The sequence below is a fragment of the Pleurocapsa sp. PCC 7319 genome (assembly GCF_000332195.1).
Lineage (GTDB): Bacteria > Cyanobacteriota > Cyanobacteriia > Cyanobacteriales > Xenococcaceae > Waterburya.
Genome location: NZ_KB235922.1, coordinates 328,705 through 351,876, shown reverse-complemented (window position 1 = coordinate 351,876; position 23,172 = coordinate 328,705). Strand labels below are relative to the sequence as shown.

The 23,172-nt window shown below is 39.2% G+C and carries 24 protein-coding genes; 14 read left to right on the top strand and 10 right to left on the bottom strand.

The genetic code is table 11. From position 1 onward, the window contains the following. Positions 1-7 precede the first annotated feature (7 nt). Together PLEUR7319_RS0105770 and PLEUR7319_RS0105765 are read left to right on the top strand one after the other, a co-directional pair. On the top strand, positions 8-1,126 hold the full coding sequence (locus tag PLEUR7319_RS0105770) for a Gfo/Idh/MocA family protein (protein WP_019504253.1): 1,119 nt from the start codon (positions 8-10) through the stop codon (positions 1,124-1,126). A gap of 154 nt (positions 1,127-1,280) precedes the next feature. Then, a complete protein-coding gene (locus PLEUR7319_RS0105765; RefSeq protein WP_019504252.1) occupies positions 1,281-1,511 on the top strand; it encodes a DUF4327 family protein in 231 nt (76 codons plus the stop codon). A 30-nt stretch (positions 1,512-1,541) separates the two neighbouring features. Here the strand turns inward: PLEUR7319_RS0105765 and PLEUR7319_RS0105760 are convergent, their stop codons facing one another. Both PLEUR7319_RS0105760 and PLEUR7319_RS0105755 read right to left on the bottom strand, forming a co-directional pair. Then, the gene (locus tag PLEUR7319_RS0105760) at positions 1,542-1,910 is read right to left on the bottom strand and encodes a hypothetical protein (protein WP_019504251.1); all 369 of its coding nucleotides are present in this window, start codon (positions 1,908-1,910) and stop codon (positions 1,542-1,544) included. 18 nt (positions 1,911-1,928) lie between these two features. Then, positions 1,929-2,273, bottom strand: coding sequence for a hypothetical protein (locus PLEUR7319_RS0105755; protein WP_019504250.1), 345 nt, complete (start codon positions 2,271-2,273; stop codon positions 1,929-1,931). A 238-nt stretch (positions 2,274-2,511) separates the two neighbouring features. Between PLEUR7319_RS0105755 and PLEUR7319_RS0105750 the strand changes: the two genes are divergently transcribed. Then, entirely contained in the window at positions 2,512-3,468 is a 957-nt protein-coding gene (locus tag PLEUR7319_RS0105750; protein ID WP_026102333.1) for a cation diffusion facilitator family transporter, read from the top strand. Positions 3,469-3,482: 14 nt separating this feature from the next. Here PLEUR7319_RS0105750 and PLEUR7319_RS39185 read toward each other — a convergent pair whose 3' ends face one another. Beyond that, on the bottom strand, positions 3,483-3,671 hold the full coding sequence (locus tag PLEUR7319_RS39185; RefSeq protein WP_202804220.1) for a helix-turn-helix domain-containing protein: 189 nt from the start codon (positions 3,669-3,671) through the stop codon (positions 3,483-3,485). Between the two features lie 276 nt (positions 3,672-3,947). On the opposite strand from PLEUR7319_RS39185, the gene PLEUR7319_RS40520 reads away from it, so the two are divergent. The 3 genes from PLEUR7319_RS40520 (at position 3,948) to PLEUR7319_RS0105735 (ending at position 5,413) form a co-directional block, all read left to right on the top strand. Continuing rightward, positions 3,948-4,097, top strand: coding sequence for a hypothetical protein (locus PLEUR7319_RS40520; protein WP_019504248.1), 150 nt, complete (start codon positions 3,948-3,950; stop codon positions 4,095-4,097). A gap of 67 nt (positions 4,098-4,164) precedes the next feature. After that, on the top strand, positions 4,165-4,707 hold the full coding sequence (locus tag PLEUR7319_RS0105740; RefSeq protein WP_019503787.1) for a helix-turn-helix domain-containing protein: 543 nt from the start codon (positions 4,165-4,167) through the stop codon (positions 4,705-4,707). A 103-nt stretch (positions 4,708-4,810) separates the two neighbouring features. Continuing rightward, positions 4,811-5,413, top strand: a complete 603-nt coding sequence (locus PLEUR7319_RS0105735; protein ID WP_019504247.1) for a transposase — start codon at positions 4,811-4,813, stop codon at positions 5,411-5,413. 8 nt (positions 5,414-5,421) lie between these two features. On the opposite strand, the gene PLEUR7319_RS0105730 is transcribed toward PLEUR7319_RS0105735, so the two are convergent. Next, a complete protein-coding gene (locus PLEUR7319_RS0105730) occupies positions 5,422-5,634 on the bottom strand; it encodes a hypothetical protein (protein WP_019504246.1) in 213 nt (70 codons plus the stop codon). Between the two features lie 528 nt (positions 5,635-6,162). Here PLEUR7319_RS0105730 and PLEUR7319_RS40515 point away from each other — a divergent pair. Then, a complete protein-coding gene (locus PLEUR7319_RS40515) occupies positions 6,163-6,420 on the top strand; it encodes a hypothetical protein (RefSeq protein ID WP_144054258.1) in 258 nt (85 codons plus the stop codon). A gap of 55 nt (positions 6,421-6,475) precedes the next feature. Here PLEUR7319_RS40515 and PLEUR7319_RS34410 read toward each other — a convergent pair whose 3' ends face one another. Then, positions 6,476-8,521, bottom strand: a complete 2,046-nt coding sequence (locus PLEUR7319_RS34410) for a vanadium-dependent haloperoxidase (protein WP_019504243.1) — start codon at positions 8,519-8,521, stop codon at positions 6,476-6,478. A gap of 250 nt (positions 8,522-8,771) precedes the next feature. On the opposite strand from PLEUR7319_RS34410, the gene PLEUR7319_RS34405 reads away from it, so the two are divergent. Next, positions 8,772-11,303, top strand: a complete 2,532-nt coding sequence (locus PLEUR7319_RS34405) for a CHAT domain-containing protein (protein WP_144054257.1) — start codon at positions 8,772-8,774, stop codon at positions 11,301-11,303. A gap of 91 nt (positions 11,304-11,394) precedes the next feature. Here the strand turns inward: PLEUR7319_RS34405 and PLEUR7319_RS0105705 are convergent, their stop codons facing one another. Both PLEUR7319_RS0105705 and PLEUR7319_RS0105700 read right to left on the bottom strand, forming a co-directional pair. Continuing rightward, positions 11,395-11,577: a hypothetical protein gene (locus PLEUR7319_RS0105705; RefSeq protein WP_019504241.1), complete on the bottom strand. Its 183-nt coding sequence runs from the start codon at positions 11,575-11,577 to the stop codon at positions 11,395-11,397. A 143-nt stretch (positions 11,578-11,720) separates the two neighbouring features. Next, positions 11,721-12,083: a YkgJ family cysteine cluster protein gene (locus tag PLEUR7319_RS0105700; protein ID WP_026102331.1), complete on the bottom strand. Its 363-nt coding sequence runs from the start codon at positions 12,081-12,083 to the stop codon at positions 11,721-11,723. Between the two features lie 381 nt (positions 12,084-12,464). Here PLEUR7319_RS0105700 and PLEUR7319_RS0105695 point away from each other — a divergent pair, with 381 nt between their 5' ends. Together PLEUR7319_RS0105695 and PLEUR7319_RS0105690 are read left to right on the top strand one after the other, a co-directional pair. Then, entirely contained in the window at positions 12,465-14,225 is a 1,761-nt protein-coding gene (locus tag PLEUR7319_RS0105695; RefSeq protein WP_036798727.1) for a sedoheptulose 7-phosphate cyclase, read from the top strand. 21 nt (positions 14,226-14,246) lie between these two features. Beyond that, positions 14,247-15,320, top strand: coding sequence for a DUF6492 family protein (locus PLEUR7319_RS0105690; protein WP_019504238.1), 1,074 nt, complete (start codon positions 14,247-14,249; stop codon positions 15,318-15,320). A gap of 225 nt (positions 15,321-15,545) precedes the next feature. On the opposite strand, the gene PLEUR7319_RS0105685 is transcribed toward PLEUR7319_RS0105690, so the two are convergent. Continuing rightward, complete coding sequence (locus tag PLEUR7319_RS0105685; protein WP_019504237.1) at positions 15,546-17,804, bottom strand: amino acid permease; 2,259 nt, start codon at positions 17,802-17,804, stop codon at positions 15,546-15,548. 213 nt (positions 17,805-18,017) lie between these two features. Here PLEUR7319_RS0105685 and rpsO point away from each other — a divergent pair, with 213 nt between their 5' ends. Continuing rightward, positions 18,018-18,287, top strand: coding sequence for a 30S ribosomal protein S15 (rpsO, locus tag PLEUR7319_RS0105680; RefSeq protein ID WP_019504236.1), 270 nt, complete (start codon positions 18,018-18,020; stop codon positions 18,285-18,287). A gap of 15 nt (positions 18,288-18,302) precedes the next feature. Continuing rightward, the gene (locus PLEUR7319_RS0105675; protein ID WP_019504235.1) at positions 18,303-18,785 is read left to right on the top strand and encodes a PAM68 family protein; all 483 of its coding nucleotides are present in this window, start codon (positions 18,303-18,305) and stop codon (positions 18,783-18,785) included. 48 nt (positions 18,786-18,833) lie between these two features. On the opposite strand, the gene PLEUR7319_RS0105670 is transcribed toward PLEUR7319_RS0105675, so the two are convergent. Further along, positions 18,834-19,550 (bottom strand): peptidase E, encoded by a 717-nt coding sequence (locus PLEUR7319_RS0105670; protein ID WP_019504234.1) that lies wholly within the window; start codon positions 19,548-19,550, stop codon positions 18,834-18,836. Positions 19,551-19,792: 242 nt separating this feature from the next. Next, complete coding sequence (locus PLEUR7319_RS0105665) at positions 19,793-21,511, bottom strand: ATP-binding protein (protein ID WP_019504233.1); 1,719 nt, start codon at positions 21,509-21,511, stop codon at positions 19,793-19,795. Positions 21,512-21,688: 177 nt separating this feature from the next. On the opposite strand from PLEUR7319_RS0105665, the gene PLEUR7319_RS0105660 reads away from it, so the two are divergent. Then, entirely contained in the window at positions 21,689-22,666 is a 978-nt protein-coding gene (locus PLEUR7319_RS0105660; RefSeq protein ID WP_019504232.1) for an aldo/keto reductase, read from the top strand. Positions 22,667-22,980: 314 nt separating this feature from the next. Next, positions 22,981-23,124 (top strand): chlorophyll a/b-binding protein, encoded by a 144-nt coding sequence (locus PLEUR7319_RS0105655; RefSeq protein WP_019504231.1) that lies wholly within the window; start codon positions 22,981-22,983, stop codon positions 23,122-23,124. The last annotated feature ends 48 nt before the right edge of the window (positions 23,125-23,172 follow it).

Here is a 23,172-nt window from a genome sequence, read left to right as displayed (position 1 = left end):
TTTTTATATGACATCTACACCTCATCAGGTTGGCGTAGCCGTAGTTGGTACAGGATTTGGACAAAAAATACACATTCCCGGTTTTCAACATCATCCCCGTACCGAAGTTGTAGCTGTCTATAATCGGGATCTTAATAAAGCCAAAGAAATTGCTGACTCTAATAAAATTTATTATGCCTACAACGACCTGGATAAAATTCTGGCTCTATCTGAAGTAGATGCTGTGAGTATTTCGACTCCACCGTTTTTACACTACGAGATGGCCAAAAAAGTACTGGAAGCCAAAAAACATCTTCTTCTGGAAAAACCGATGGCCATGAATGCAAATCAGGTTAGAGAGCTATATCATTTAGCTGAGGCTCAAGGAGTTGTAGCGATCGCTGATTTTGAATTTCGTTATGTTCCTGCTTGGCAATTGTTGGCTGAACATCTTAAAGATGATTACGTAGGTCAAAAAAGATTAATTAAAATTGATTGGTTGGTTACAAGTCGCGCTAATCCCAAACGAGACTGGAATTGGTACTCGCGACAAGATGCAGGTGGTGGTGCCTTGGGTGCAGTGGCATCTCATGCCTTTGACTATATCAGTTGGTTATTTGGTTCGGTTTCCCGGCTTTGTGGTTATCTTAATTGCGCTATTCCTGAACGTCCCGATCATAATGATGGCGGCAAAATGAAGCCTGTAAATGCTGATGATACTTGTTTGATTATGCTGGAATTAGACGATGGCACACCGGTGCAATTATCAATTAGTTCTGTTACCTATGGTGGTAGAGGACATTGGGTAGAAGTGTATGGTGAAAAAGGAACATTAGTTCTGGGCAGTAGCAATTTGAAAGATTATGTCCATGGATTTGAACTATTTGCCGCCCCAGCAGGAAAATCTTTAAAGAAAGTATCTGTTCCTAAGAAATATGACTTTACTCAGGTATTTACTGACGGTAGATTAGCCCCTTTTATTCGAGTAGTAGATCGCCTCGTTACCTCAATTGATTCGGAAAAATCTCTAGTTCCTTCCTTAAAAGAAGGGGTTTATTCTCAATTATTAATGGATTTAACCCATAAATCTCATCAACAAAATAGCTGGGTAACAGTACCCGATTTAGAGAAATTCATAAAATATTGAGCAACTTTTTTAAGTATTCATTTATCAAATTCTTAATATTAAGTAATAGGTAAGCGCTATCTAAAGGCATATTATTAACTTACACAGACAAATAAAGCTTAATAACTACTTAATTCTATTCCAATAGGATCTATTATTTGGCGGAGCATTAATTATGATAGCTGCAACATCAACCAAACGTTATTCTATAGGTGCAATCAAAGAAGAAGCTTATAATTTATTGGAAAACGGTGTTATCACTCTCGATCAGCCTTTACGGATTTTGTGTGAATATTTACCCACGCAACAGTGGAACAAAATTGAGTGTGAGCTGGAAAGACACGACTATTTATTAAGAGATCACGTAATTGATCTGATTGGCCAACTAGAGTGGGAAAGTGATTAGACTTCTCTTACTGAAATATGGAGGTTGGAGTTAGTTATTTTTGGACTTCCGTAATTTCTCCAACTCCAGTTTGAGAGCAATAATTTCTGCGGTTAATTCCTGTAATTTTAAATTGCTATTGGCACCTGTTCTAGTCTTACCTGAGCCAGTTGAACTGGGATACTGACCTCCTTGCCAACCCCTCTGATTCATCAGGTTTTCAATCAGAGCTTTAACCTCTGCTTCTGTCACTTCTCCTTTAGCTGACCACTCTTGAATTTTTTGATTTAATTCAGTTTGTAGAACAGCGATCGCCTCAGCTCTTTTTTGAGGATCTTGTAGCGTTTCAGCACAAGAAGCGATCGCCCCTATAGCGATTCGTCTCCCTTGCTGTATTAATTGGAACAAATTATTTTCCATTAAATGGTTGTGATCTATCTAATTTTGCTCTAAAAATGTATTTAAATCTTCAATTAATTGAGTTAGTTCAGCTTCGCTAGTTAAACGAATGCGTTCATCTCGCAGAGTAAGCAAGATTTTGGCAGCAAAGGGACTAGGATAAATATTAGGATTACAGAAAATTTCTAAAAAAACATCTCCAGTATATTGGTATTCCATAGATTTTTGCGGAGTAGGTCTGGCTCCTCCACCTGGAGTACGATTAGCAACTGATTTGAGACTTTGCATTAAGGTTGATATTTCTGATTGTAATTGCTTAGCTGCTTCTGGAGTAAAATTAAAAATTACTGCGCCTTGAACTAAATTGAGAGTTAGTTGAGCCATACTGAGAATTTAATTTAAATTAATAATTAAGTTTTAATGCAAGAAGATATTATTAATTCTTCTAATTTTAATCTATCAAACAGTCGCTACTTTCTGCTTTATTTATCAGAATAAATCTCAATAAGTTACTTTTTTTTTAATAACTAAACATAGCTATAAGCATTAATTAGTAAGGACTATAGCTGTTTTTCAGACTATGATTGAAGAACAAGTAACTAGTGGATTTTTTATTCCAATAATGCAAGGTATTCGCTCCCAAGAAGTACGTAAAGTTCTTTGGCTTACTTTACTCTTAAATTTATTTGTCATGGCACTAAAGTTTGCTTTAGGTATAGCCACTGGTTCTCTGAGCCTACAAGCAGATGCCTTACATAGTGTTACTGATAGTGCCAACAATGTTTTGGGTTTAGTTACCAATCGTTTTTCTTCTCCCAAACCAGATCGGGAACATCCTTATGGACATCAAAAATTTGAGGCAGTAGGGGCATTAGGGATTGCTGCTTTTTTAGGTATTGCTTGCTTTGAAATTCTTCAAGGAGCAGTAGAGAAGATTTTTTTTAATTCCGATCAGATTGCAATCCAAGTATCTGGAGCTGAATTATGGCTACTATTGGTTGTTCTGGGAGTTAATATTTTTGTTGCTTTTTATGAGCGTAGGGTTGGCAGAAAAGTTAATAGTCCCATCTTAATTGCTGATGCCAAACATACCATGAGTGATATTTGGGTCACAATTATTGTGATTGCTGGTTTATTGGGAGTATGGCAGGCGGAAAATCTCAATATTCCCCAATTGCAATGGCTAGATGTAGTTTTAGCTTTTCCTGTGGCATTACTAGTGTTTTATAGTGGTTGGCAAGTAATCAGTGAGAACTTACCCTGGCTAGTCGATGAAATGGCGATCGCCCCAGAAGCGATTCACGATTTAGTAATGGAGGTTCCGGGGGTAATTAACTGTCATGATATTGCCTCTCGGGGGATGTTAGGCAGACAAGTATTTATTGAAATGCATTTAATAGTTGACACTGACGATATTATTACTGCTCATCAAATTACAGAAAAAATTGAAGATCATTTAGAAAGAAACTTTGGTACGGTGAGAGTTTTAATTCACGTTGAACCATTAGAATATGAATCTGATGATATTAGTTTTGGTAGCACTGAACCTACAGACAACAACTACATCGTTGAGAACTAAATCTGGGGTCAACTTCAGTTACGATCACCTCGATTGTCTAGCCTTGAGTAATTTCCCAACACTGGGGAACGTACTTGCTCGTATGCCTCAATTCTGTCTCTCAGACAAAAATTGTAGAAAGCACGCAGCATATTTAGCCAGTCATTCATCTTTTGAGATTGACTGTTACTGGGCTTGAGCTTGTATACGTGAGCTAGTATCATGATTACATGATACAGCTTAGTCAAATCATGCATATACGAAGCGGTATCCTTGTATCTTGAAATTAAACTATCAAATCCTGGTAGTTTAGAGAAAGTAGTAGACCGTGGTATCCTCGGTTGCTCAAAACCGCCCTAAAGCTGGGTCACTGCTAATTCTCTCTCCTCAGATAAACTCAAACAATCGCCAGGTATAAATAAAAACCGTATTTTTGCAAGGAAGAGTCAGATGAGCGAGAGTCACAACCATAAAAAATATCACGAAAGAGAAGAAAACTCATGAGTGAAAAACAGTGGGTAGGAATAGATGTTTGTCAAAAAAGTTTGGATGTTTATATCCGTCCATCAGAAAAGCTGTTCCAAGTAACTAACAATGAAATAGGTATAAAGAAACTAGTGCAGCTAGGCGGAAATAGCCCACCAGGTTAAAAAGGAAGCTCTCATCAGATAAAATGAAACTTACTCTATTAAGCAAAAGAGTGAAGCCAAGGAATCGATGCCCATTAACAAAGCAAAACTAATCAACCTCTCCAGCAGACAAGAAACACTACTACAACAGATAGTTAGAGGGACTACCAACCCTGATCGTTTGGTGAGAAGAGCCAAGCTGATTTTAGCCGCAGCATCTGGAGAGAGCAATAGTTCTATTAGTCGAAGATTAGAACTAGAAAGAGGGCAAGTACGCTTGTGGCGAGAACGATGGAGACAGGACAAAGAGAAACTAGCAGCAGCAGAAGAACAACAAGTAACTGACAAAAAGTTAATGGTCTTGATTAAACAAGTTTTAGAAGATCGCCCACGTTCAGGCACGAGCAGGTTCTTTAGCGTAGAACAAGTCGTTCAAATAGTGGCACTAGCCTGTGAATCTCCCGAAGAATCAGAAAGACCAGTAAGTCATTGGACAGCCAGAGAGTTAGCAGCAGAAGCAGTTAAAAGAGGAATAGTGTCAAAGATTTCCCCTCGAAGTGCGGGACGTTTTTTAACAAGAAGCCACACTAAAACCAGATCTCCATCGTTACTGGTTAAATCCCAAAATTGATGACCCCCTAAAATTTAAAAAGCAAGTCAAATATATCTGTCAACTGCATCAAAATGCCTTAAAGTTATTAGAACAAGGTATTCATTTGGTTAGTACCGATGAAATGACAGGTATTCAAGCTCTTGAAAGATTATTTCCAGCCAAACCAGGCAAGCCTAAACAAGTAGAGAAAATCGAATTTGAGTATGAACGCCACGGAACCTTAAGCTTAATTGCTAACTGGGATGTAGCCAGAGGAAAAGTACTTACTCCCTCTATCGGTGCAACTCGAACTGAACAAGATTTTTATGAACATATCCAGAAAACAATTCAGACTGATGAAAAAGGGTCATGGATTTTTATCGTGGATCAACTCAATACTCATAAATCAGAAAGTTTAGTTAATTTAGTAGCATCAAACTGTGGAATTACTACGGATTTAGGAGTTAAAGGGAAAGAAGGAATTTTAAAATCCATGACCAGCCGTGAGGCTTTTTTATCAGATGAATCACATCGGATTCGCTTTGTATATATTCCGAAACATACATTAGGGCTGAACCAAATTGAGTGTTGGTTTTCTATTTTAGTCAGGCGTTTGCTCAAAAGAAGTAGTTTCTGTTCGACTGAAGACCTGGAGCAAAAGATTCTGAATTTTATTGATTACTTTAATTGGCATTTTGCCAAGCCGTTTGTGTGGAAGTTTGAGGGTTTTAAAGATCATGATTAACTGGTGGATTATTTCCGCCTAGCTGCACTAGCAAAGGCAACAATGGTAGGGTCGATGCTAGTTTTACTAAGTGTCCGTTTCACGAAACGACGTAGAAACTTCGCGAGCGAGCGACCAACAAAGAAAATGATGATGACAACGACGATCTTTAATCCCAGTGATAATCCTATGTCTTGCAACTGTGCAAACAGACCGCTAAACTGCTCCAATGAGTCTTCCATGATTAATTTCTTCTGCTATTACAGTCAACTTCAGACTGGATATCATATCATACTACTGGTCTGTCAAAGGACTGTGGGGTGTGGGGGCAGGGAAACCAGGGCAAACGCATCTTAAAATGAGCTTTTTTGCAGAGCTGAGTGATCTCATTATCAGTATCTTGGACTTGATAGATAGTGTTTGGAGAAGGACGCATTGGTTGATAAATCGAACAATGAGCGTGGCTCAACTAGATACAATACCTGCCCCAAGCTTATTAATAAACTGTAAGATCACGACTTGGCAAAATTGAGATTGAAATAAAGATGAAAACTATTTTAAGCAGGCATGAGTAACTCCAAAATGTTTTGACAAGATTGACCTTGAGTAAATAAGTTTTCAGATAATGAAAGTAAATTAGCCAAAGCCTCACGATTCAAGGAATAAACACACTACACTTTATTGGATGATTAGTTCTCATTCCAAAGTCTTGAGTGAGTTGAACCAAGATCGAGCTTTATCTGATTCTCATATTTCAAACCAAGAGTCGATTGCCAATTTTGCCCTTCATCAACAATGGTCTAACAAAGAAGGATGGAAAAGCGCACCGCCCGTGGCGAGGAAACCTCGCCAATAAGGACGGAGCAAGCAGTACTTTAAATAACTTCCGTTTAATTATTCAACCAACAGTTCTTTTCTGGATGATTGTTCCTTGGTTAGAAGTCTTTCCCAACCGTTCTTTATTACTTGGTTTTCATCAATTGATTGCTGTAATGAATCAATTTTATTTCTCTTTTCCTGATGGGTAAATTCTGTTTCTGCTACTCTTTGATTTCGAAGAGTGACATAAGAGGGATATGTAGATCAACCCAAACTAGACCAGTCAATTTCACTACCATTCTCCGTAATTTTGCCATCTTTAATCTTTAATTGTCTACCAAGGAAAGTGGTCAGACTAAAGCTAGGTCGAACTTGATTAGGATAGATTTCGTAGGAGAGAGATTGTTCTAATAATACGCTGATCGCAATTTTTTCTCCCATAACTAAACTATCAATATAGTCACTGTAGAAGTGAACCCCAGCCATATCACGACCAATAGAAATATTAGCGGCGATTTTATTTAGCTCATCACCGACTGATAGGGGAGGATTGGTAGTATTTTCATAGGCATTTTCTAATTCCATGCCTTCATCTTTAGGGATAAAAGCAACAGGAGAAAACTGCTCTTTGTTTTCATCATATTGTTGACGACTAACAATTTTCACTTCTTTCTTGTTAGTGTCTGCGTTGGGTTCAAGAACAAAAACAGCATCAGTATCAAAAAACGCTTTTAACATAGTGACACAAGCTCCGGCTACCGTAGCATGACCTGCACCATAGGCTGGATGCATAGGTGAACCTTCAGGGAAAGCCATGGGTAGCAAAGCTGTCTGAGTTCCTGAGTTATCCCGTCGATCCTCTTGTATATAAGAACGCAGTTGATTTAGCGGTTCAACATTTTGCTCTCCATTGTGTTTTCTTACTTTCGCTAATAAATTGATTCCTCCTTGGTCAGTGTTAAGTTCTTCATAAGTCTGGCTTAATGCTGGAATCATTTGAATGGCAGAAATACCGGCATTGATAGCTTCCATCCAACCACCAAGAGCTTCAGGACGAAAACGACAGTGGACATTGAACTTTTGATAGCGAACTGCTTTTAATGCACGGGTAGAAACTTCTGTAACTAAGTTGAGGATGTGAGGACCACCAAACAGAGCAAATCCATCGACTCTACCTAATCCACTAGGACTTAATTCTCTAGCTCGTTCAGAAAATAAATTGTTTAGTTGAGTAATTCCTAAATCTACTGGTGCATTAAACCCAAGCAGAATTAGACAGGCATTAAGATAAGCTTCGTAGAGGGCATCAAAATGGACATAGGTGGCTAAATCTCTGGGGTAGGTAATAAATCGCTTCTGAATAAACTCAACTAAATCTGGTTCTTCTTTAAATACATCTGTACCTCTAACATTGGCTGCATCTTGCACATCTAGAAAAACATCCCAAGTGGTCATATGATCTAAACCCAATTTTGCCGGAACCAGTTTTTGCTCGATTTTTAAAGCTCCATAACCTATTAAGCCATCAGTAACATTTTTGGGATTACCTTCATGTCCAGGAGTACCAATTAATAAAAACTGAGATAAATAAGGACCAATTAAATCTCCATCTGTGGCACCGCGAAAAATATTTTGGGCATCGAATTGGTTGCTGGGGTTTAATCTCCGTTTGCGCCGTCCTTCTCCTTTAGAGGGTAGAGCATTAAGATGAGCGAGCGCTTGTTGTATAATTTCGTCCGTACTTCCTGATTGAAACTCTTTAAAATGAGTATCACGCAACAGTGCCAGCCAGTAAACTTCTGCCATCTCCAAGGTCAATTCATCAGAACCTAATTCTGGGGCAGGAGGCATAGTAACACTGTGGCTATCAGGACCATGCATCTCAAAGGTAAGACCTGATGATGGACTTTCCCATCCCCTGATCGGCATATCAGAATTTGGTTGTACTGCTCTCCATCCCAGAGTGCTATCTCTGCCCAAATCTGGTTGCAGATTGTTAAAAAAATCTCCTATATGGGTTGCCACCCGAAAACGTTTAAACTGTTCTGAATCGATAATTCTTCCAGTATCATCATGGGGTATGCCTTTGGTAAAAGAGCCAACAAAAGCTTGATTTTGAAATTTAGCTTCGTCACCGTTGGGTATATGTTCGACAGGATTATTAGTTAATCTAGTAGCAAGCGATCGCAAGATAGCTATGCGCCATTTACGTAGCTTCCTAAAACCGAAAAAGTTACCAAACAAGATTTGACTTTCTAAAAATAGTCTTTCTAGTTGTTCCCGAGCCAAGAAATTATTGAGATTAATCATAATTTGATCTCCTATTAAACGCCTAATATGCTAGAAAATATCTACGTAAATATGCTGAATAATATGCGTTTTGTAATATTTGTTTGTATTCTGAACTAGAAGGGATCAAGGTGGATTTATCAAGATAATGGGGTAATCATCTTAATTTCTGATACTTATTGTTTTGCAATTTGTCATCAAATTTGCTAAGTAAAGTTACTGTTTCGCAATCTAACTAAAGAGGCTAAGAAGGTAGAGTCATTGCTGAAATTTGCAATTTTTATCTATGCGATCGCGAAATAGTTTTTGCCAATTTTTGTTACTTTGGTGTTTATTAATTCCTAGCCTGACTGTAGATTTTGGTTTCGATATTCGAGAAGTACAAGCTCAACCAATAAATCAAAATAAACAACAAGCCGATCGCGATTATGAGGCGGCAAGACAACAACTCTATCAGGGTAGTTTGTTGACTGCTAAAACTAAATTTGAAAATGCTCTTAGAATTTATCAAGCAGCTAACGATCAAGTTGGGAAATATAACAGTTTAATCGGACTGGCGAAGGTTGACTATAAACAAGCAAAATACCAATCAGCTAAAAGCAAACTTATTCAGATTTCACGCTATGGTATGCGAGATGGTCAAGCAACCACTTTAGAAGGTTTGATTGCTCTCGAATTAGGAAACTACAATCAAGCTCTGAGCAAATTGAGAGTAGGAGTCCATCAGCTACAAATTAATCAATCAAGCGATCGCCTAGCACGACAAGAATTAAACGAGGCTCGCATTGCTTTGGGAGAAGTATATAGTTATCAGGGGTTATATAAACAAGCAGAGAATAATTTATATCAAGCGTTGAACGTTGCTCATAATCCTCATGCTCGAAGAAGAGCATTTAATGCTGTAGGCTCAATTCAGTTAGAAATCGGACAATACGATCAGGCTTTAGAGACATTTAAACAGGCTTTTTCTGTACCGAACATACCAGGAGATCGCATTGGTAAGGCAAAGACTTTAGAAAATTTGGGTCGAGCCTATCAAGCTACTGGCGATCGCAACCAGGCATTAAAACAATATCAATTGGCTTTGGGAGAACTACGCAGTATTGGAGCTTGGAGTAGACAAGTATATGTCCTTAATAATTTGGGATTACTAGCCACAGATTTAGGCTTGAATAATCGAGCTTTGGAATATTTTCAATTAGCCGAAGGTACATTATCTAATTCTGGCGGAGTCGGACGAGTCATCACCTATATTAATTTAGGTTACTACTATAGCCAGAGACAAGATTATGAATTAGCAAGAGATTATTTGGAACGAGCCTTAAGTTGGGCACAGAGTAATGGCGATCGCATTGGTGAAGCTAAAGCCTTGAGTGGCTTAGGAGCAATTCAACTGCGATCGCAAGATCTTCGAGGTGCAACCAAGACCTTAGCAGCAAGTATCAAAGTATTTGAATCTCTGCGCCCAGGTTTACGGGATGAACAAAAAATATCCTTATTTGAAACCCAAAAACAGACCTACGATTTATTGCAGCAAGCATATGTAGCTCAGGATCAATCATCCGAAGCTTTAACTATAGCTGAGCGGGGCAGAGCCAGAGCCTTTATTGAGTTATTGGCGCAACGAATGTCTACTGAGTCAGAAATCGATGTTGATATTACCCCACCCAGCCTCAAAGAAATCAAAACTGTTGCCCAAAACCGACAAGCCACGATCGTGAACTATGCGATCATTGAAGACCACAATGGTACAGAATCAAAACTATATATTTGGGTAATCAATCCTCAAGGAGAGATCAACTTTCGTCAGTTAGACCTCGCTATTATCCAAAAACAATTTAAAACTTCTATTGCCAGTGTATCAAGTGATTCCCGAGAGGCAGTAGCAGGGGGGCTAGATCTCAGAAAACCCCGTCTTCAAGACTACGTAATTTCTTTTCGGGGAGGTGTTCGAGCTAATTCAGCTCCAGAACGACGCAAGCTGAGTTTTGCTCGCGATGCCTATAAATTACTTATCGAACCAATTAAAGATTTACTACCTCAAGATCCAGAGCAATTAGTAGTATTGATCCCCCAAGGTTCCTTGTTTCTGGTTCCTTTTCCTGCCTTACAAAATAGTGAAGGTGAATATTTAATCGAACAGTATACTTTACAACTTGCTCCCTCGATTCAAACTTTAGCCATCAGACAACCAGAGCAATCAACTATTACTGACGCTAAATCTCAAGCACTGATTGTTGGTAATCCTGAACCCATGCCAGAATACCTGTCTCAACTGACTGGAGCAGAAACAGAAGCCAAAGCGATCGCTGATATTTTGCAGACAACTCCCATCATTGGAGAGGCTGCAACAGAAACTAATGTCATCGGCAAAATGAAAAGTGCTAAATTAATCCACCTGGCTACACATGGTTTGTTTGATGAACATCAAGGATTACAAAGTTCTTTGGCATTTTCTACTAGCGATAATAGCGATGGTTTTTTAACTGCCGAGGAAATTCTCGCTCTAAATTTACAGGCAGAGTTAGTAGTACTTAGTGCCTGCAACACAGGCAGAGGAAAAATTACAGGAGATGGAGTAATAGGTTTATCTCGTTCATTCCTCTTAGCAGGAGCGGAAAACACTATGGTTTCTCTTTGGTATGTTCCTGATTTTCCCACATCGGCTTTGATGACGGATTTTTATCGCCAGCTTCAAGAAAATCAGCATAAACCTCAAGCTTTACGTCAGGCGATGTTAAGCACTATGGAAGAATATCCTTCTCCTCGTGATTGGGCGGCGTTCATTTTGGTCGGACAGTAAAGTAGCTGCGCTCCTAGCCAATAGCTATCAGCTACTACAAAAATAGTTAATTTTAATTATTCAAAAGATTATGATCGTCAACTAACCTTAACTATTCTTTAGCAAATATTTCTATTCCCACCAAAATTACACTAAAACTTACTGTCTTAATTAATACTTTCTCTCTTAGTTCAGATAATGCTGCGGGATTAGCAAATGCTGGTAATTCCGCTAATATGGTAACTGCCAGAATCACGGCACATAGCATAGCAGATCTCTGTGTTGTCTGTTTCATAATGGCATTATCAGTTTTATTTTGGAATTAATTCCTATACACAAATACATGTAAAGAACACATTATCGCCAAGCAAAAAATAGTTTAATTTAGTGAGATCACAGCACTAATTTAAAAAACAAAATCCATATAATGCAATTTTACTATTCAATTAAAGTGCTATTTACTGATTTATTATAGCGTTCTAATTCGTCGCTATCCCTGCCATAGACTCCAGAGATTTGCTGTTGGCAACAGGCGATCGCAAATTCATTAAATTCTGTTGCTTCAACACCATACATATCCTCAAAGCTATCTGGCTGTACCCGACAAAAACGAGGTCTGTCTTGGTAAATATGGCATTTTCTGGTGTAATGGTCGTAATTTATACACCAGCCGTCTTCTCCCACCATACTCATGTATAGCTCTAATTCCTCACTTGACAGGTACTTAGCTAAATCTGGTCGATCTTCAGGAGTAAGATTACAACAAGCACCACAGTTATTTATGCATTGCCATTTACTGATTTTTGAATATTGAACATTTAACTTTGAATTTTTCACTATTACCCAATCTCTAGAAAAGAAAATCTAAATCTAATGTCATTGTATTTTGATTAAAAGATTTATACTTTTGTCATTTGCCAATGACTTCTGTAATACTAATTTGAGATATGTGCAATAGCTTATTAAAAGCAATTCCAAGCAACTGTTTAGATTTTCTAGTCTTGTTTTTTTTGGAGGGATATTAGGGATTGATTATAGGTTTTTTTACCTTTATTTACTTCAAATATCAGGTCGCTCTTAAATATTATTTTTGAATTTATGAGTACTTATGTTAAGTTAATTGAAGTGGGGGTGATCTTAACCCTGATTGACATAGCACACACCGTTTTCTCGGAATTAATAATGACAAAGACTACCTTGGCAGTTAAGGCTTTTATCTCTACCTATGACTGTGAGCCTCTGGCTTATCAAAATTTAGACAATGCCGTAGAAGCTATTTGTTGTAGTGAACAGTTTAGAAGCCTCTTACTCTCTTTAATTAGTAGTCCAGCCTTTTCAGAGGAACTGGGCAAAGAGTTTGCTACGGTTGGAGCAGTGGAAAGTTTATCAGCTTGTCGTAAGCTTCGGAGTTGTCTCAATCTTTCCCTCAGTAATTTTTTTGGTTTGCTTGCTGAACTTTGCTCTTCTTTTGATGAAGCAGCTGGAACTGATTTTACTTTATTTGCCAATAGAATACATCAGTCTGAGATTAGTAACTGTAAACTGTTAGATCGTCTTTTACGCAGTAGAGAAAAAGAGTTCTATCAGAATTTAGCAGAGCGTCTAGTAGCGGAAAATCCTCATGCAGTGTACCCCACATCCAACTATCGTGAAAGTCGTGGATTTGTGGAAAGTACTGCTGATGACCAAGTTATTGAAGCAGTAATGAGGTCTAGTACATTTACCTCCATTAGGGTTATTGATAACTCTCTTGACCCAGAAAAATTGGTTTTGAGAGATATGTATATTGTTCACGGACGCTGCATTTGTATAGTAGATAAAAATGTCGAGCGTTACTATGGTGAGCAAATTGAGCATTACTTCGACTATCACGGTATTCGGCTAGAAAAGCTCGTATATCGTGCCATGGAAGTAGATAAAGGTATTTATACCGTTGAGAAGATGCTTGGGGATCTTAAGGGTCTCGGTGTGTCACGTAATGAACCTGTATTGATTGTAGGTGGCGGCGTACTGGCAGATACTGCTGGACTTGCCTGCGCTCTATATCATCGCAATACTCCCTATGTGATGCTTTCTACTTCAATTGTGGCAGGCATTGATGCGGGTCCTTCTCCCCGAACTTGCTGCGATGGTTTTGGCTACAAAAATCTCTTTGGTGCTTATCATCCCCCCATTCTCTCAATTACGGATCGCTTTTTCTTCAAGACTCTTAGAGAAGGATGGCTACGCCACGGCATTATTGAAATTGTGAAGATGGCAGTAACTAAAGATGCAGAATTGTTTAGCTATCTAGAGCAAGCTGGGCCGGAACTCATTACCACTCGCTTTGGCACTCTTGAGTGTGAACCTGAGGAGCAAATTAATACATTATCTCAGAAAATTCTGGGAGCAGCTCTAAGAAGCTATGTAGCAGCAGAATACGATAATCTTTATGAAACTCACCAGTGTCGTCCTCATGCCTATGGTCATACTTGGTCTCCTGGTTTTGAAATTGAAGCCGGCTTATTGCATGGACACGCTGTCTCTATTGGTATGGGTTTCGGAGCTTACTTGAGCTATCGTTTGAACTGGATTAGTGCGGAACAATTCCACAGAATTATGCGCCTAATTAGTTCCTTTGGTTTGAGTTTATGGCACGATATCATGCTCAAAAAAGAGACACTTTGGTCTTCCCAGGTAAAAATTGTCCAGAAACGCGGTGGGAATCTGGCAGCACCATTGCCTAAAGCAGAAATTGGTCAATGCGGTTATCTAAACTCCCTAAGCCAAGCGGAACTTTATCAGGCGATCGATGAGTATCAGCAAATTTGTACCGACTATCCCAGACAAGGCTTAGGTATCGATCCTCTCTGTAGTGATGTGGGCTTAGAAGACCCATCAACAGTTGCCCATGCGCTTATCGACGATGAGCCAACTACGGAACCAACTTTATCAGCCGTTTAAATCAGCAATTTTTTTAAGCTTATGCCACAAAAAATATTTGATTTTGTGATCCCTCTGTATCAAATTCGCTGGAATACGCGAGCTGTTTTAGAGGGTATTACTACCCATTATCAACCACGGACAATCCATGTTATTGCTCCTGCAACTGAAGCGCGATCGCTTAGAGAAATAGCTCAGGAGTGGCAAACTGCTCCTTTGTATACTTATGAAGAAGAAACTTTTTTTCATAAATGCGGTCTGACCAAAGAAAAAATCTGCGCTGAACTCGATCTAGGACAGTCTCTATATACACCAGGCTGGTTCTATCAGCAGCTATTAAAACTTGGTGCGTTTGAAGGAATTGATAATCTGAGCGAATGGTATGTAGTCTGGGATAGCGATCTACTGCCTGTAGATACCTGGGAACTAATTCGTGAACAAGAGGGGCAAATTAAACATACTTTCGCCCTAATTCAGCACAATGGCTGGGGAAATGCCAATATTGTGTCTAAATGGAACAAGTGGATTCATTATGTCCTAGGAGTCAAGGCTTTGACAGATCATGAAGGAACTTTTGTTCCCCACCATATGTGGTTCAGACAAAAGCACCTCAAGTCATTTTCACACCAGGTAAACAAATACTACGAATCAATAGAACATTGGCTGTTACTGATGATGCGCTCTGCTAATGAATTCGGCACATTTAGTGAATATTGGTCTTATGTCTCTTGGGTAGCTAGTCAAGCAACAGAAGATTTATCTTTCTTCCCCTATGAACAGTATGGGACAACATCAGAAAGATTTTTTGATGACGGTACGGGATTGTTTTCGGCTGCCTTAAGACGATATCAATCTTCAGAGACTAAGAAAAAGAGCGATTATGCATCCACATCTTCTGGGGAGTACTTTGCTCCTTCTTATGCAGAGATAGCAACTTTTATAGAAGCAGAATATGGTGCTGATGCTTTGCCTTCTTCTTTATCTTTTGAAAGTAGTCCTCGACATCTCAAAAAAGACGAACAAAATATGCATATCGAGGAATTGCGTTCACGCTGGAATCCACGAAACACTATAGTACCTGATACTAGTCAAGAATCTGAGTGGAATGTAGCTTAGTTTAACGAAAGTTCGAAGTTCGCAATTCGGAGTTAGAAGTTATTTTTTTCTTAACGAAACAATCAGGACTTTTGAGGTCTAAAAAGTAGAAAGTTGGGAAATATTTAAGCTTTTTCCACCTCGTCGAACTCACGTAGGCTAGGTTATGACTTACACCCTCTTATAAACCAAAAGCTAGTAGTTGTTAGCCATCAGCTATTAGCTTTCAGCTCTTAGTTTGTAGTTTTACTCAGCTAAAACCTCACCAATGGCAAAATCAGGAGCAGCTAGAACAAAAATAGTAGAAGGCAAATCTGCTACTCTAGCTTGTAATTTTTCATAGTACTGAATGAAATTATCCGATGGCTGAGCCATACCCAGGAATATTAAATCTGAATTGGAAGAAGATTGTTGTAGTATTTCATCAAAAGAACGACCTTCAGCAACTATTACTTTAGGAATTACGTCGATCCGCAGATCTTTACTTAGGTTACTCAAGTTGTCTTTCGCTGCCGCTGCTGCCGCTTGGTCGGGAACAACTAATTTCAGGTAAATCCGGGCATTACGCCAATTGATATCAGTACGTAGTAAGTAAGCTAGCAATAACATTAAACTTCCATTAGCTTGCATTCCCCCCCACCAAACATCAATACTACGTCGAAAACCAAATCCTTGCTCTTGATTTTCGCGAAATATAACCACGTTTCTTTGGCTAGAATGAATTTCGGCGATCGCATTACAAAAGCTTGCTCTCCGCTCAGGCTGTTCACTGTCTCCCATAACTATGGTGTTCGGGACTAAGGGACCTAAACCATAGGTTTCTACTAAACGTACGGCCCCTTCGAAAGGATCGTCAGCGGTTACGACTCGAACCAGAGCTTGTACTCCTCGTTTCTGAAGATAGTCGCGGATTGTTTTTTCGAGATTTAATTGTTGTTTAAGATCGCGAGAACCACTAGGTAAAACGCTAGAAACGGTCATTAAACTACGGTTGTGACTAAAACCATCTGCTAATTCAATCAAAGACCAACGTCTTTGGGGTGCGCCAGACAAAACCAAGATATGAGGTCGCCAGTTTTTAGTATCGTCTTGTTCCTCTACCTGAAAAATACCTTGGCTGATCAGTGCCATCCACATCCCTCGACGAACATCCCCCCAAGTGGTTTCTAATTCTCTACGCTGTAGCCAAAGATAGATACCTAAGACAATTACCGCAGCACAAACTGTAGCCAAGGCATTGATTAGAAACATTACCCCCAGACAGCCTACTGCCCCCAAGAGAGATAAAGACCAATGCACACGGAAGCTAGGACGGTAAGAAGGACTTTGTAAAAAACCTTCAATGGCTGCCGAAACGTTCAACACTAAATAAGTAGTTAAAAAGAACATCGACAGCACAGGAGCGATTAAGTTTAAGTCTCCGACACAGACAGCGGCGATCGCGATTCCCAGGCTAACTAGAGTTCCATTTCGGGGTTCGTCATCTTTACCGTGTCCTTTCCCCAAAAAATTAAATAGTGGTGGTAATACTCCATCTCTCGCTAATGCTTGTAATACGCGAGGCGCACCCAGAATACTGCCAATAGCACTACTTAAGGTTGCACCCCAAACCCCTAACAGCATAGTAAAACCGAAACCCTTCAATGCAGTTTCCTGCATTACAAAGACATTTTCATCGATTAGGTTGGCAGAATCAGCCCGCATAGCCATAAAAATAGGCAAAATCATGTAAATAACGTATCCTGTTCCCACTGCTGCCAAAGTCCCCAGGGGTAAAGATTTTACGGGGTCTTTTAGATCGCCAGACATATTGACCCCTGCCATAATCCCCGTCACTGCCGGAAAAAATACGGCAAATACTGACCAGAAAGGAAGAGCGGTCTCTGGTGGACCAGATAACATCTGTGGTTCGACATTCGGTAATGGACTGCCCAAAGCAAACATCAGCAGAGATATGGCGATCGCAGCCATAATAAAGTACTGAGCTTTAATGGCTAATTCCGCCGAAGTAATTGCTAAGATACCTACTAAAATCGTGATGATTAGGGCAACATAAGTTTGATTAAGCCCAAAATCGCCAAAATTGATACTGAAGCCCAAAATATTAATTTTGGCATTGACCACACTTTCGGCAAAACCAATGGTGTAAAGGGCAACTGATACGGCTTGAGCAACGTAGAGAGAAATACCTACTGCTCCTCCTGTCTCGATCCCCAGAGAGCGACTAATCATGTAGTAGGCTCCACCCACCCGCACCACTTTATCAGTAGCGATCGCACAAACTGATAAAGCTGTGAGAAAAGTAATAGAAGTAGAAATAGTCACGATAATCAGCGTACCGATTAATCCAGCATTGCCTACTACCCAACCAAAGCGCAGGTACATTATTACCCCTAAGATGGTCAAAATTGAGGGGGTAAAAACGCCACCAAATGTTCCCAAACCAGAAGCCTGAGTCACTGAATTAGAACCATTAGAAGAATTAGTATCAGGAGATGATTTCACTTTTGGTTAAATGCTTGCTAAATTTAGAGCTTGCTTATTATTACAGATCAAAAAGTGTCATGGTGTACAGTACTCTACTTGAAAAGCGGTCAGACCTCGCACTTACTTCGTGATTATACCGTTAGTTTTCATGAGAATGAAAGATTTAAAAAATCGATGGTACTATAATAGTTTGCAGTTTAAATATATCTAGACAATCTCAACTTAATCAACATGACTTTGACTCAACAGCGCAAACAAGAATTAATGGCAGAATACCAGATTCATGAAACCGATACTGGTTCAGCCGATTTACAAATTGCTGTTCTTACCGAAAGGATCAATCAGCTAACGGCTCATCTCAAAGCCAACAAAAAAGATCATTCTTCTCGCCGTGGTTTGCTCAAAATGATTGGTCGTCGCAAAGGTCTTCTCGCCTATATTCAAAAAGAAGATTATGAACGCTATCAAAAACTAATTGCTCGCCTCGGCATTCGTCGTTAATCATTGGGTAAATCCATGCCATCAGATCCTCAACGGGGTCGTTTACCTTTTGAACCCCGTAAAAATAATAAAAAAAATAACAAAAAGCAGGCTGAGAAAACAGCTCCCATTGAGTCTACAAGCAAGAAAAAACCAAAATCCACTTCCAGAAGTTCTCGTCAAAATTCCAATTTATCAGCAATTCCTGATGTAGTTAGTAAACGGATGGGGAAACGAATGGCTGTATTTTGCGGTATCCCCTCTGTCTTGGGTATGTCATCCCTATTTATTTTCTACTGGCTCAAAATCAAAGAAGTTGTAGAGCTGCCGCCATATTTAGCATTGGCAGTATCTTTCGGTTTTTTAGGTTTGGGAGTTTTAGGTTTGAGCTACGGTCTATTTTCAGCTTGTTGGGACGAAGATCGTTCAGGTACTCTTATGGGGTTTGATGAGTTTAAGCTTAACTTGGGAAGAACTAAAGACGCTTGGAAAGCATCTAAAAAAGCAAACGCTGATTAATTGTTTGGGTTTTTGCTGAATGAATAAAAAATGTTTGTCATTACTTGTTCAGCTTCCCAAATATTGAGGATTAAGTGTATTTTCTAAGACTGTTCCATTCTTCTTTTCTAGGTAATAAGCTTTGGCTTCAGGACGAGAGGACACAATATTTGTTAAGCCTTCATCAACAAAATGTAGAGCTACTCCATCGTCAGCAGCATAACCTTCACTAATTAAGTTTTGAGACAAAAGTTGCTGATAAGCAGGTCTTCTGCCAACTTCACCATCGTAATGAGGACAATTACTACCAGGGAGAAAGCCAAGACATTGCAAAGTTGTCAATTTTCCTGGTATAGAATCTGTCACTCCCTCCTCAAACCAGCAAATTGAACCTGCACTTAAGCCACACAAGATTATGCCTTCTTCCCAAGCTTGTCGCAGAATATTATCAAGCCGCCATTCTTTCCACAAAGCAATCAAATTTTTGGTGTTTCCACCACCCACATAAATAATATCTTGGTTGAGAATCAAGGTTTTTAAATCTGAAGTGGAAGGTTTAAACAAAGATAAATGAGACAAATGGGCAGGTTTAGGGACAAAATGTTGGTAAAATCTCTCGATGTAGTCTTCTGAGTCTCCACTAGCAGTAGGAATGAAACAGATTTTAGGCTCTTTTTTGCCTGACAAATTGTAAACGTAAAAATCTAACAGAGGATTATCAGGTTCCATTCCCCATCCTCCACCACCCATAGCAACTATTTGTTTTTGAGGCAGTTTGTCTGACATTTGGGTATCAATAATATCGTTCTTTACCTAATATTTTTAAATATTTAGCATAATACGTCTGATGTGAATTAAACTCGTCATTTTAAGTATGAATTAGCTGGCAAAGCAGATTCTTTTGACTAAACTTTAGTTACGAAGGGGTTTCCTAAAGGATACCGCTCCGCATATAACGGAACCAGTGCCCTTTTTTTCTCCTTTCATTTTAATACTCGGAGAGTGATAAAAAAGGGATAAGATCTACCTTAAAATCCTAGGTCTGCTTTAGCAATTTCGGCTGCAGCATAAACTTCTTCATTGGGCATTTCTTCCCAGTCTGTAACCCCAATCTCACGATAGAATTGAGCGTCGTAAGCGCGGGTACGAACTACAACAGGCATTGGCACAGCATGACCTAAGACTAATGCCTGTTGTTTAGAATCTAGTTTAGCCAATACTGATTTCAAGCTATTGCCTCCAGAAACTCCAGTAAAGATCGCCTCAATATCTTTTTCATCATTGAGTAGACAGGTAACACGAGTACCAATTTGAGACATTACTTCGTTATCAATTCCTGAAGGACGTTGATCTACAACCAATAGAGTGACAAAATACTTCCGCATTTCACGGGCGATCGTACCAAAGATTGTTTGGTGTACCACGCTAGAATCAAGAAAACGGTGTGCTTCTTCGATTGTAATTACCAATTGACGCGGCTTATCAAGAGGATTTTTAGTTTGCAGAAATTTGTCAGCTTTTTTAACATAGCTGGCATGGATACGACGGGTAATCATATTGGTTGCCAACATATAAGAAAGCATATTGGACTGGGAACCAAATTCAATAATGATATTTTTTCCCGCATCTAAAGCTTGAATTAACTGATTGATGTAGTTATGTGGACAAGCTGAACGAATATACTTGAGACTATCAAAGCGCATCAGTTTTCGCTGTAGAGAAGAAATTGAACCCTGATGTCCTTGCTTGGCTTCACAAAACATCTTGATATCTTCGTTGGTCATATTTACCAATCGCATGATCCAAGACCGACCATATTCGTTATACAAAATGTTGGCATTATCTAAAGCTGCTTCTGAAAGACCCAGTTCTGATGCCACTAACTTTAAATCTTCAATTTCTATTTGATCGTAACTAAGAAAAAGTTCCTGGGCATCCCTAACTCCTCTACGTTTAGTGGATTCTGGATCGAGAGTATATATTTCTACCTGTCCTGGAAAAAGTTGACGCAAGCCTTTGACGGTACTTATTTGCTTGCCTTCTTTCATCGCCTCCCAACCATACTCGGAGTGCATATCAAACATTAAATTGACTGCGGCACCTTTACGAATCACACCCGATAATAAGAGACGAGTCAAAAACGATTTACCTGTACCAGATTTACCAAAAATACCATTACTACGTTCAACAAAACGATCTAGGTCGATACAGACAGGTACGTCCATATCTAAAGGTTGACCAATAGAAAAATTGCGGCGATAAGGGTCATCCTCCCAGCCAAAAACGCTCCGAAAGTCGTTTTCAGAAGCTTCGTAAACTTGGCTAAAGTGAGCAGGAATTGTTTTGACAGGTAGCAATTGCATCTCTGTACTGGTTTGTGCCTCCAGAGAAGCTAGACTAGTATCTTTAGGGGGATCTATTGGCAAACTCGATAAGTCGCTGGTAGTTGCTGTGGGGGTAAACATCAACATGGGGGAAATATCGACCGTGCCATAAGTCCCACTTCCTGCTAACACATCCCGTAAAAAAGTATCTTCAATGGGGGGAGGATTAGCAATAATGCGATCGCTCGAAGTTCCCAGAGACACATCAGTCAATAAGCAAAAGAAACGAGATCTAACCCCCTGTACTACCAAAAATTTGCCAACTCGCATATCCTCCACAGACACATCAGGATGCAATCTCACTTCTAAACCTTTGGTTAAAGAACCTTGAATAACCGAACCTAAGGGGATTTCAGAATTCATATTATGCGTTTGGTGATGGTTTTGCTGGGATACGAAGTCGATAGATTTTCAACAGTCTCAAAATAAAGCTCTAATTTATTGTCAATATTTGATGTTTTTTTGGTTAACTAGGCTTATTCCGCTAATTTTAGCCGATTCATTTTTTAATATCCTATCAAAATAAACTAAAGAGCAATTATGTCAACTACCGAAAAACTGATTTTACCCCAAATGGGTTGTGGCACCTGGGCTTGGGGAAACCGTCTTCTCTGGGGGTACAACGAAAGTATGGATAATCAGCTACAGGAAGTTTTTAATTTTTGCGTTGGTAATGGCGTTACTCTATTTGATACTGGCGATTCTTACGGTACTGGTAAATTAAATGGTCAAAGTGAAAAGCTACTGGGAAAGTTTGAGCAAGAGTATAGAGGAGTTAATAAAAATCAGATTTGTTTGGCGACCAAACTAGCTGCCTATCCCTGGAGACTTACTAGAAAATCTATGGTATCTGCGGGAAAAGCCTCGGCGCAACGGATGGGAAGGGTCGATCTGGCTCAAATGCATTGGTCTACAGCAAATTATTTCCCCTGGCAAGAATGGCAACTTTTGGATGGTTTAGGAGATTTATACGAACAGGGATTGGTTAAAGCTGTAGGACTATCTAACTATGGCACGAAAAGATTGAAAAAAATACACCAGAAATTCAGCGATCGCGGTATTCCCATCGCTACCCTACAGGTACAGTATTCCCTGCTCTCTACTTATCCTGTTACGGATTTAGGTATCAAAGAAACTTGTGATGAATTGGGTATTAAGCTAATTGCCTATAGCCCTCTTTGCTTAGGGATCTTAACGGGGAAATATACTAATCCCAGTACATATCCCAAAGGTTTGCGGGGTTTACTCTTTAAAAGATTAGTTCCTGAAGCTAAACCACTATTAAATTGCATCAAGGCGATCGCTCAGTATCGCAATAAAACTATGGCTCAAGTAGCTATCAATTGGTGTATTACCAAAGGCGCAATTCCAATTCCTGGAGCTAAAAATATTCAGCAAGCCCAAGAGAACATTGCCGCTAAAGATTGGCAAATGAATGCAGGAGAGATAACAGAATTAGATCGTGCAGCAGCAGGTATCGACAAGCCAATGGTACAAAATGTTTTTCAAACTAGGTAAGTATCATTTCTTCTTTTTGAAATCAGATATCCATCTTAAAAAGCTGTCAGCTTATAGCTATCAGCTTTCAGCCTTAAAGTTGACTCAAGTAAAAAGCTAGGAGTTTCACTCCTTTACTTTAAGCAAATGTCAGAATTAAATGACATAATAACGAGGTTTTTTGTCAAGTTTTTGCAGCAAAAATTTGTATTGATTACAATGATTGCAAGGTTTCTTCATTAAAAATCGCCATTTCAGGCATTATGTAAAATAATTGCAATAAATATTTATATTAGTTAAGATGTGATCAACAAAACTTAATGAGGTCTAGACAAATGGAAAACCAAGAAAACAAATTCGGCTTTACTCAATTTGCGGAAAACTGGAACGGTCGTTTAGCCATGCTCGGTTTTATCATTGCAGTTGCTACTGAATACTTTACTGGTCAAGGAATTCTCGGTCAGTTAGGAATTATGTAATCCTAAAGAACTGTCTCTTGAATTTACAAGACCATTAACTGCACTAAT

Excerpts from the sequence above, each read along its gene's own strand:
- PLEUR7319_RS0105730 (WP_019504246.1), bottom strand. The coding sequence starts at position 5,634 with ATGGAAGACTCATTGGAGCAGTTTAGCGGTCTGTTTGCACAGTTGCAA.
- PLEUR7319_RS0105760 (WP_019504251.1), bottom strand. The coding sequence starts at position 1,910 with ATGGAAAATAATTTGTTCCAATTAATACAGCAAGGGAGACGAATCGCT.
- rpsO (WP_019504236.1), top strand. The coding sequence starts at position 18,018 with ATGACTTTGACTCAACAGCGCAAACAAGAATTAATGGCAGAATACCAG.
- PLEUR7319_RS0105655 (WP_019504231.1), top strand. The coding sequence starts at position 22,981 with ATGGAAAACCAAGAAAACAAATTCGGCTTTACTCAATTTGCGGAAAAC.
- PLEUR7319_RS40520 (WP_019504248.1), top strand. The coding sequence starts at position 3,948 with ATGAGTGAAAAACAGTGGGTAGGAATAGATGTTTGTCAAAAAAGTTTG.
- PLEUR7319_RS34410 (WP_019504243.1), bottom strand. The coding sequence starts at position 8,521 with ATGATTAATCTCAATAATTTCTTGGCTCGGGAACAACTAGAAAGACTA.
- PLEUR7319_RS0105705 (WP_019504241.1), bottom strand. The coding sequence starts at position 11,577 with ATGAAACAGACAACACAGAGATCTGCTATGCTATGTGCCGTGATTCTG.
- PLEUR7319_RS0105735 (WP_019504247.1), top strand. The coding sequence starts at position 4,811 with ATGACAGGTATTCAAGCTCTTGAAAGATTATTTCCAGCCAAACCAGGC.
- PLEUR7319_RS0105695 (WP_036798727.1), top strand. The coding sequence starts at position 12,465 with ATGACAAAGACTACCTTGGCAGTTAAGGCTTTTATCTCTACCTATGAC.
- PLEUR7319_RS39185 (WP_202804220.1), bottom strand. The coding sequence starts at position 3,671 with ATGATACTAGCTCACGTATACAAGCTCAAGCCCAGTAACAGTCAATCT.
- PLEUR7319_RS0105690 (WP_019504238.1), top strand. The coding sequence starts at position 14,247 with ATGCCACAAAAAATATTTGATTTTGTGATCCCTCTGTATCAAATTCGC.
- PLEUR7319_RS0105770 (WP_019504253.1), top strand. The coding sequence starts at position 8 with ATGACATCTACACCTCATCAGGTTGGCGTAGCCGTAGTTGGTACAGGA.
- PLEUR7319_RS0105660 (WP_019504232.1), top strand. The coding sequence starts at position 21,689 with ATGTCAACTACCGAAAAACTGATTTTACCCCAAATGGGTTGTGGCACC.
- PLEUR7319_RS0105740 (WP_019503787.1), top strand. The coding sequence starts at position 4,165 with ATGCCCATTAACAAAGCAAAACTAATCAACCTCTCCAGCAGACAAGAA.
- PLEUR7319_RS0105765 (WP_019504252.1), top strand. The coding sequence starts at position 1,281 with ATGATAGCTGCAACATCAACCAAACGTTATTCTATAGGTGCAATCAAA.
- PLEUR7319_RS0105755 (WP_019504250.1), bottom strand. The coding sequence starts at position 2,273 with ATGGCTCAACTAACTCTCAATTTAGTTCAAGGCGCAGTAATTTTTAAT.
- PLEUR7319_RS0105670 (WP_019504234.1), bottom strand. The coding sequence starts at position 19,550 with ATGTCAGACAAACTGCCTCAAAAACAAATAGTTGCTATGGGTGGTGGA.
- PLEUR7319_RS0105750 (WP_026102333.1), top strand. The coding sequence starts at position 2,512 with ATGCAAGGTATTCGCTCCCAAGAAGTACGTAAAGTTCTTTGGCTTACT.
- PLEUR7319_RS0105675 (WP_019504235.1), top strand. The coding sequence starts at position 18,303 with ATGCCATCAGATCCTCAACGGGGTCGTTTACCTTTTGAACCCCGTAAA.
- PLEUR7319_RS0105665 (WP_019504233.1), bottom strand. The coding sequence starts at position 21,511 with ATGAATTCTGAAATCCCCTTAGGTTCGGTTATTCAAGGTTCTTTAACC.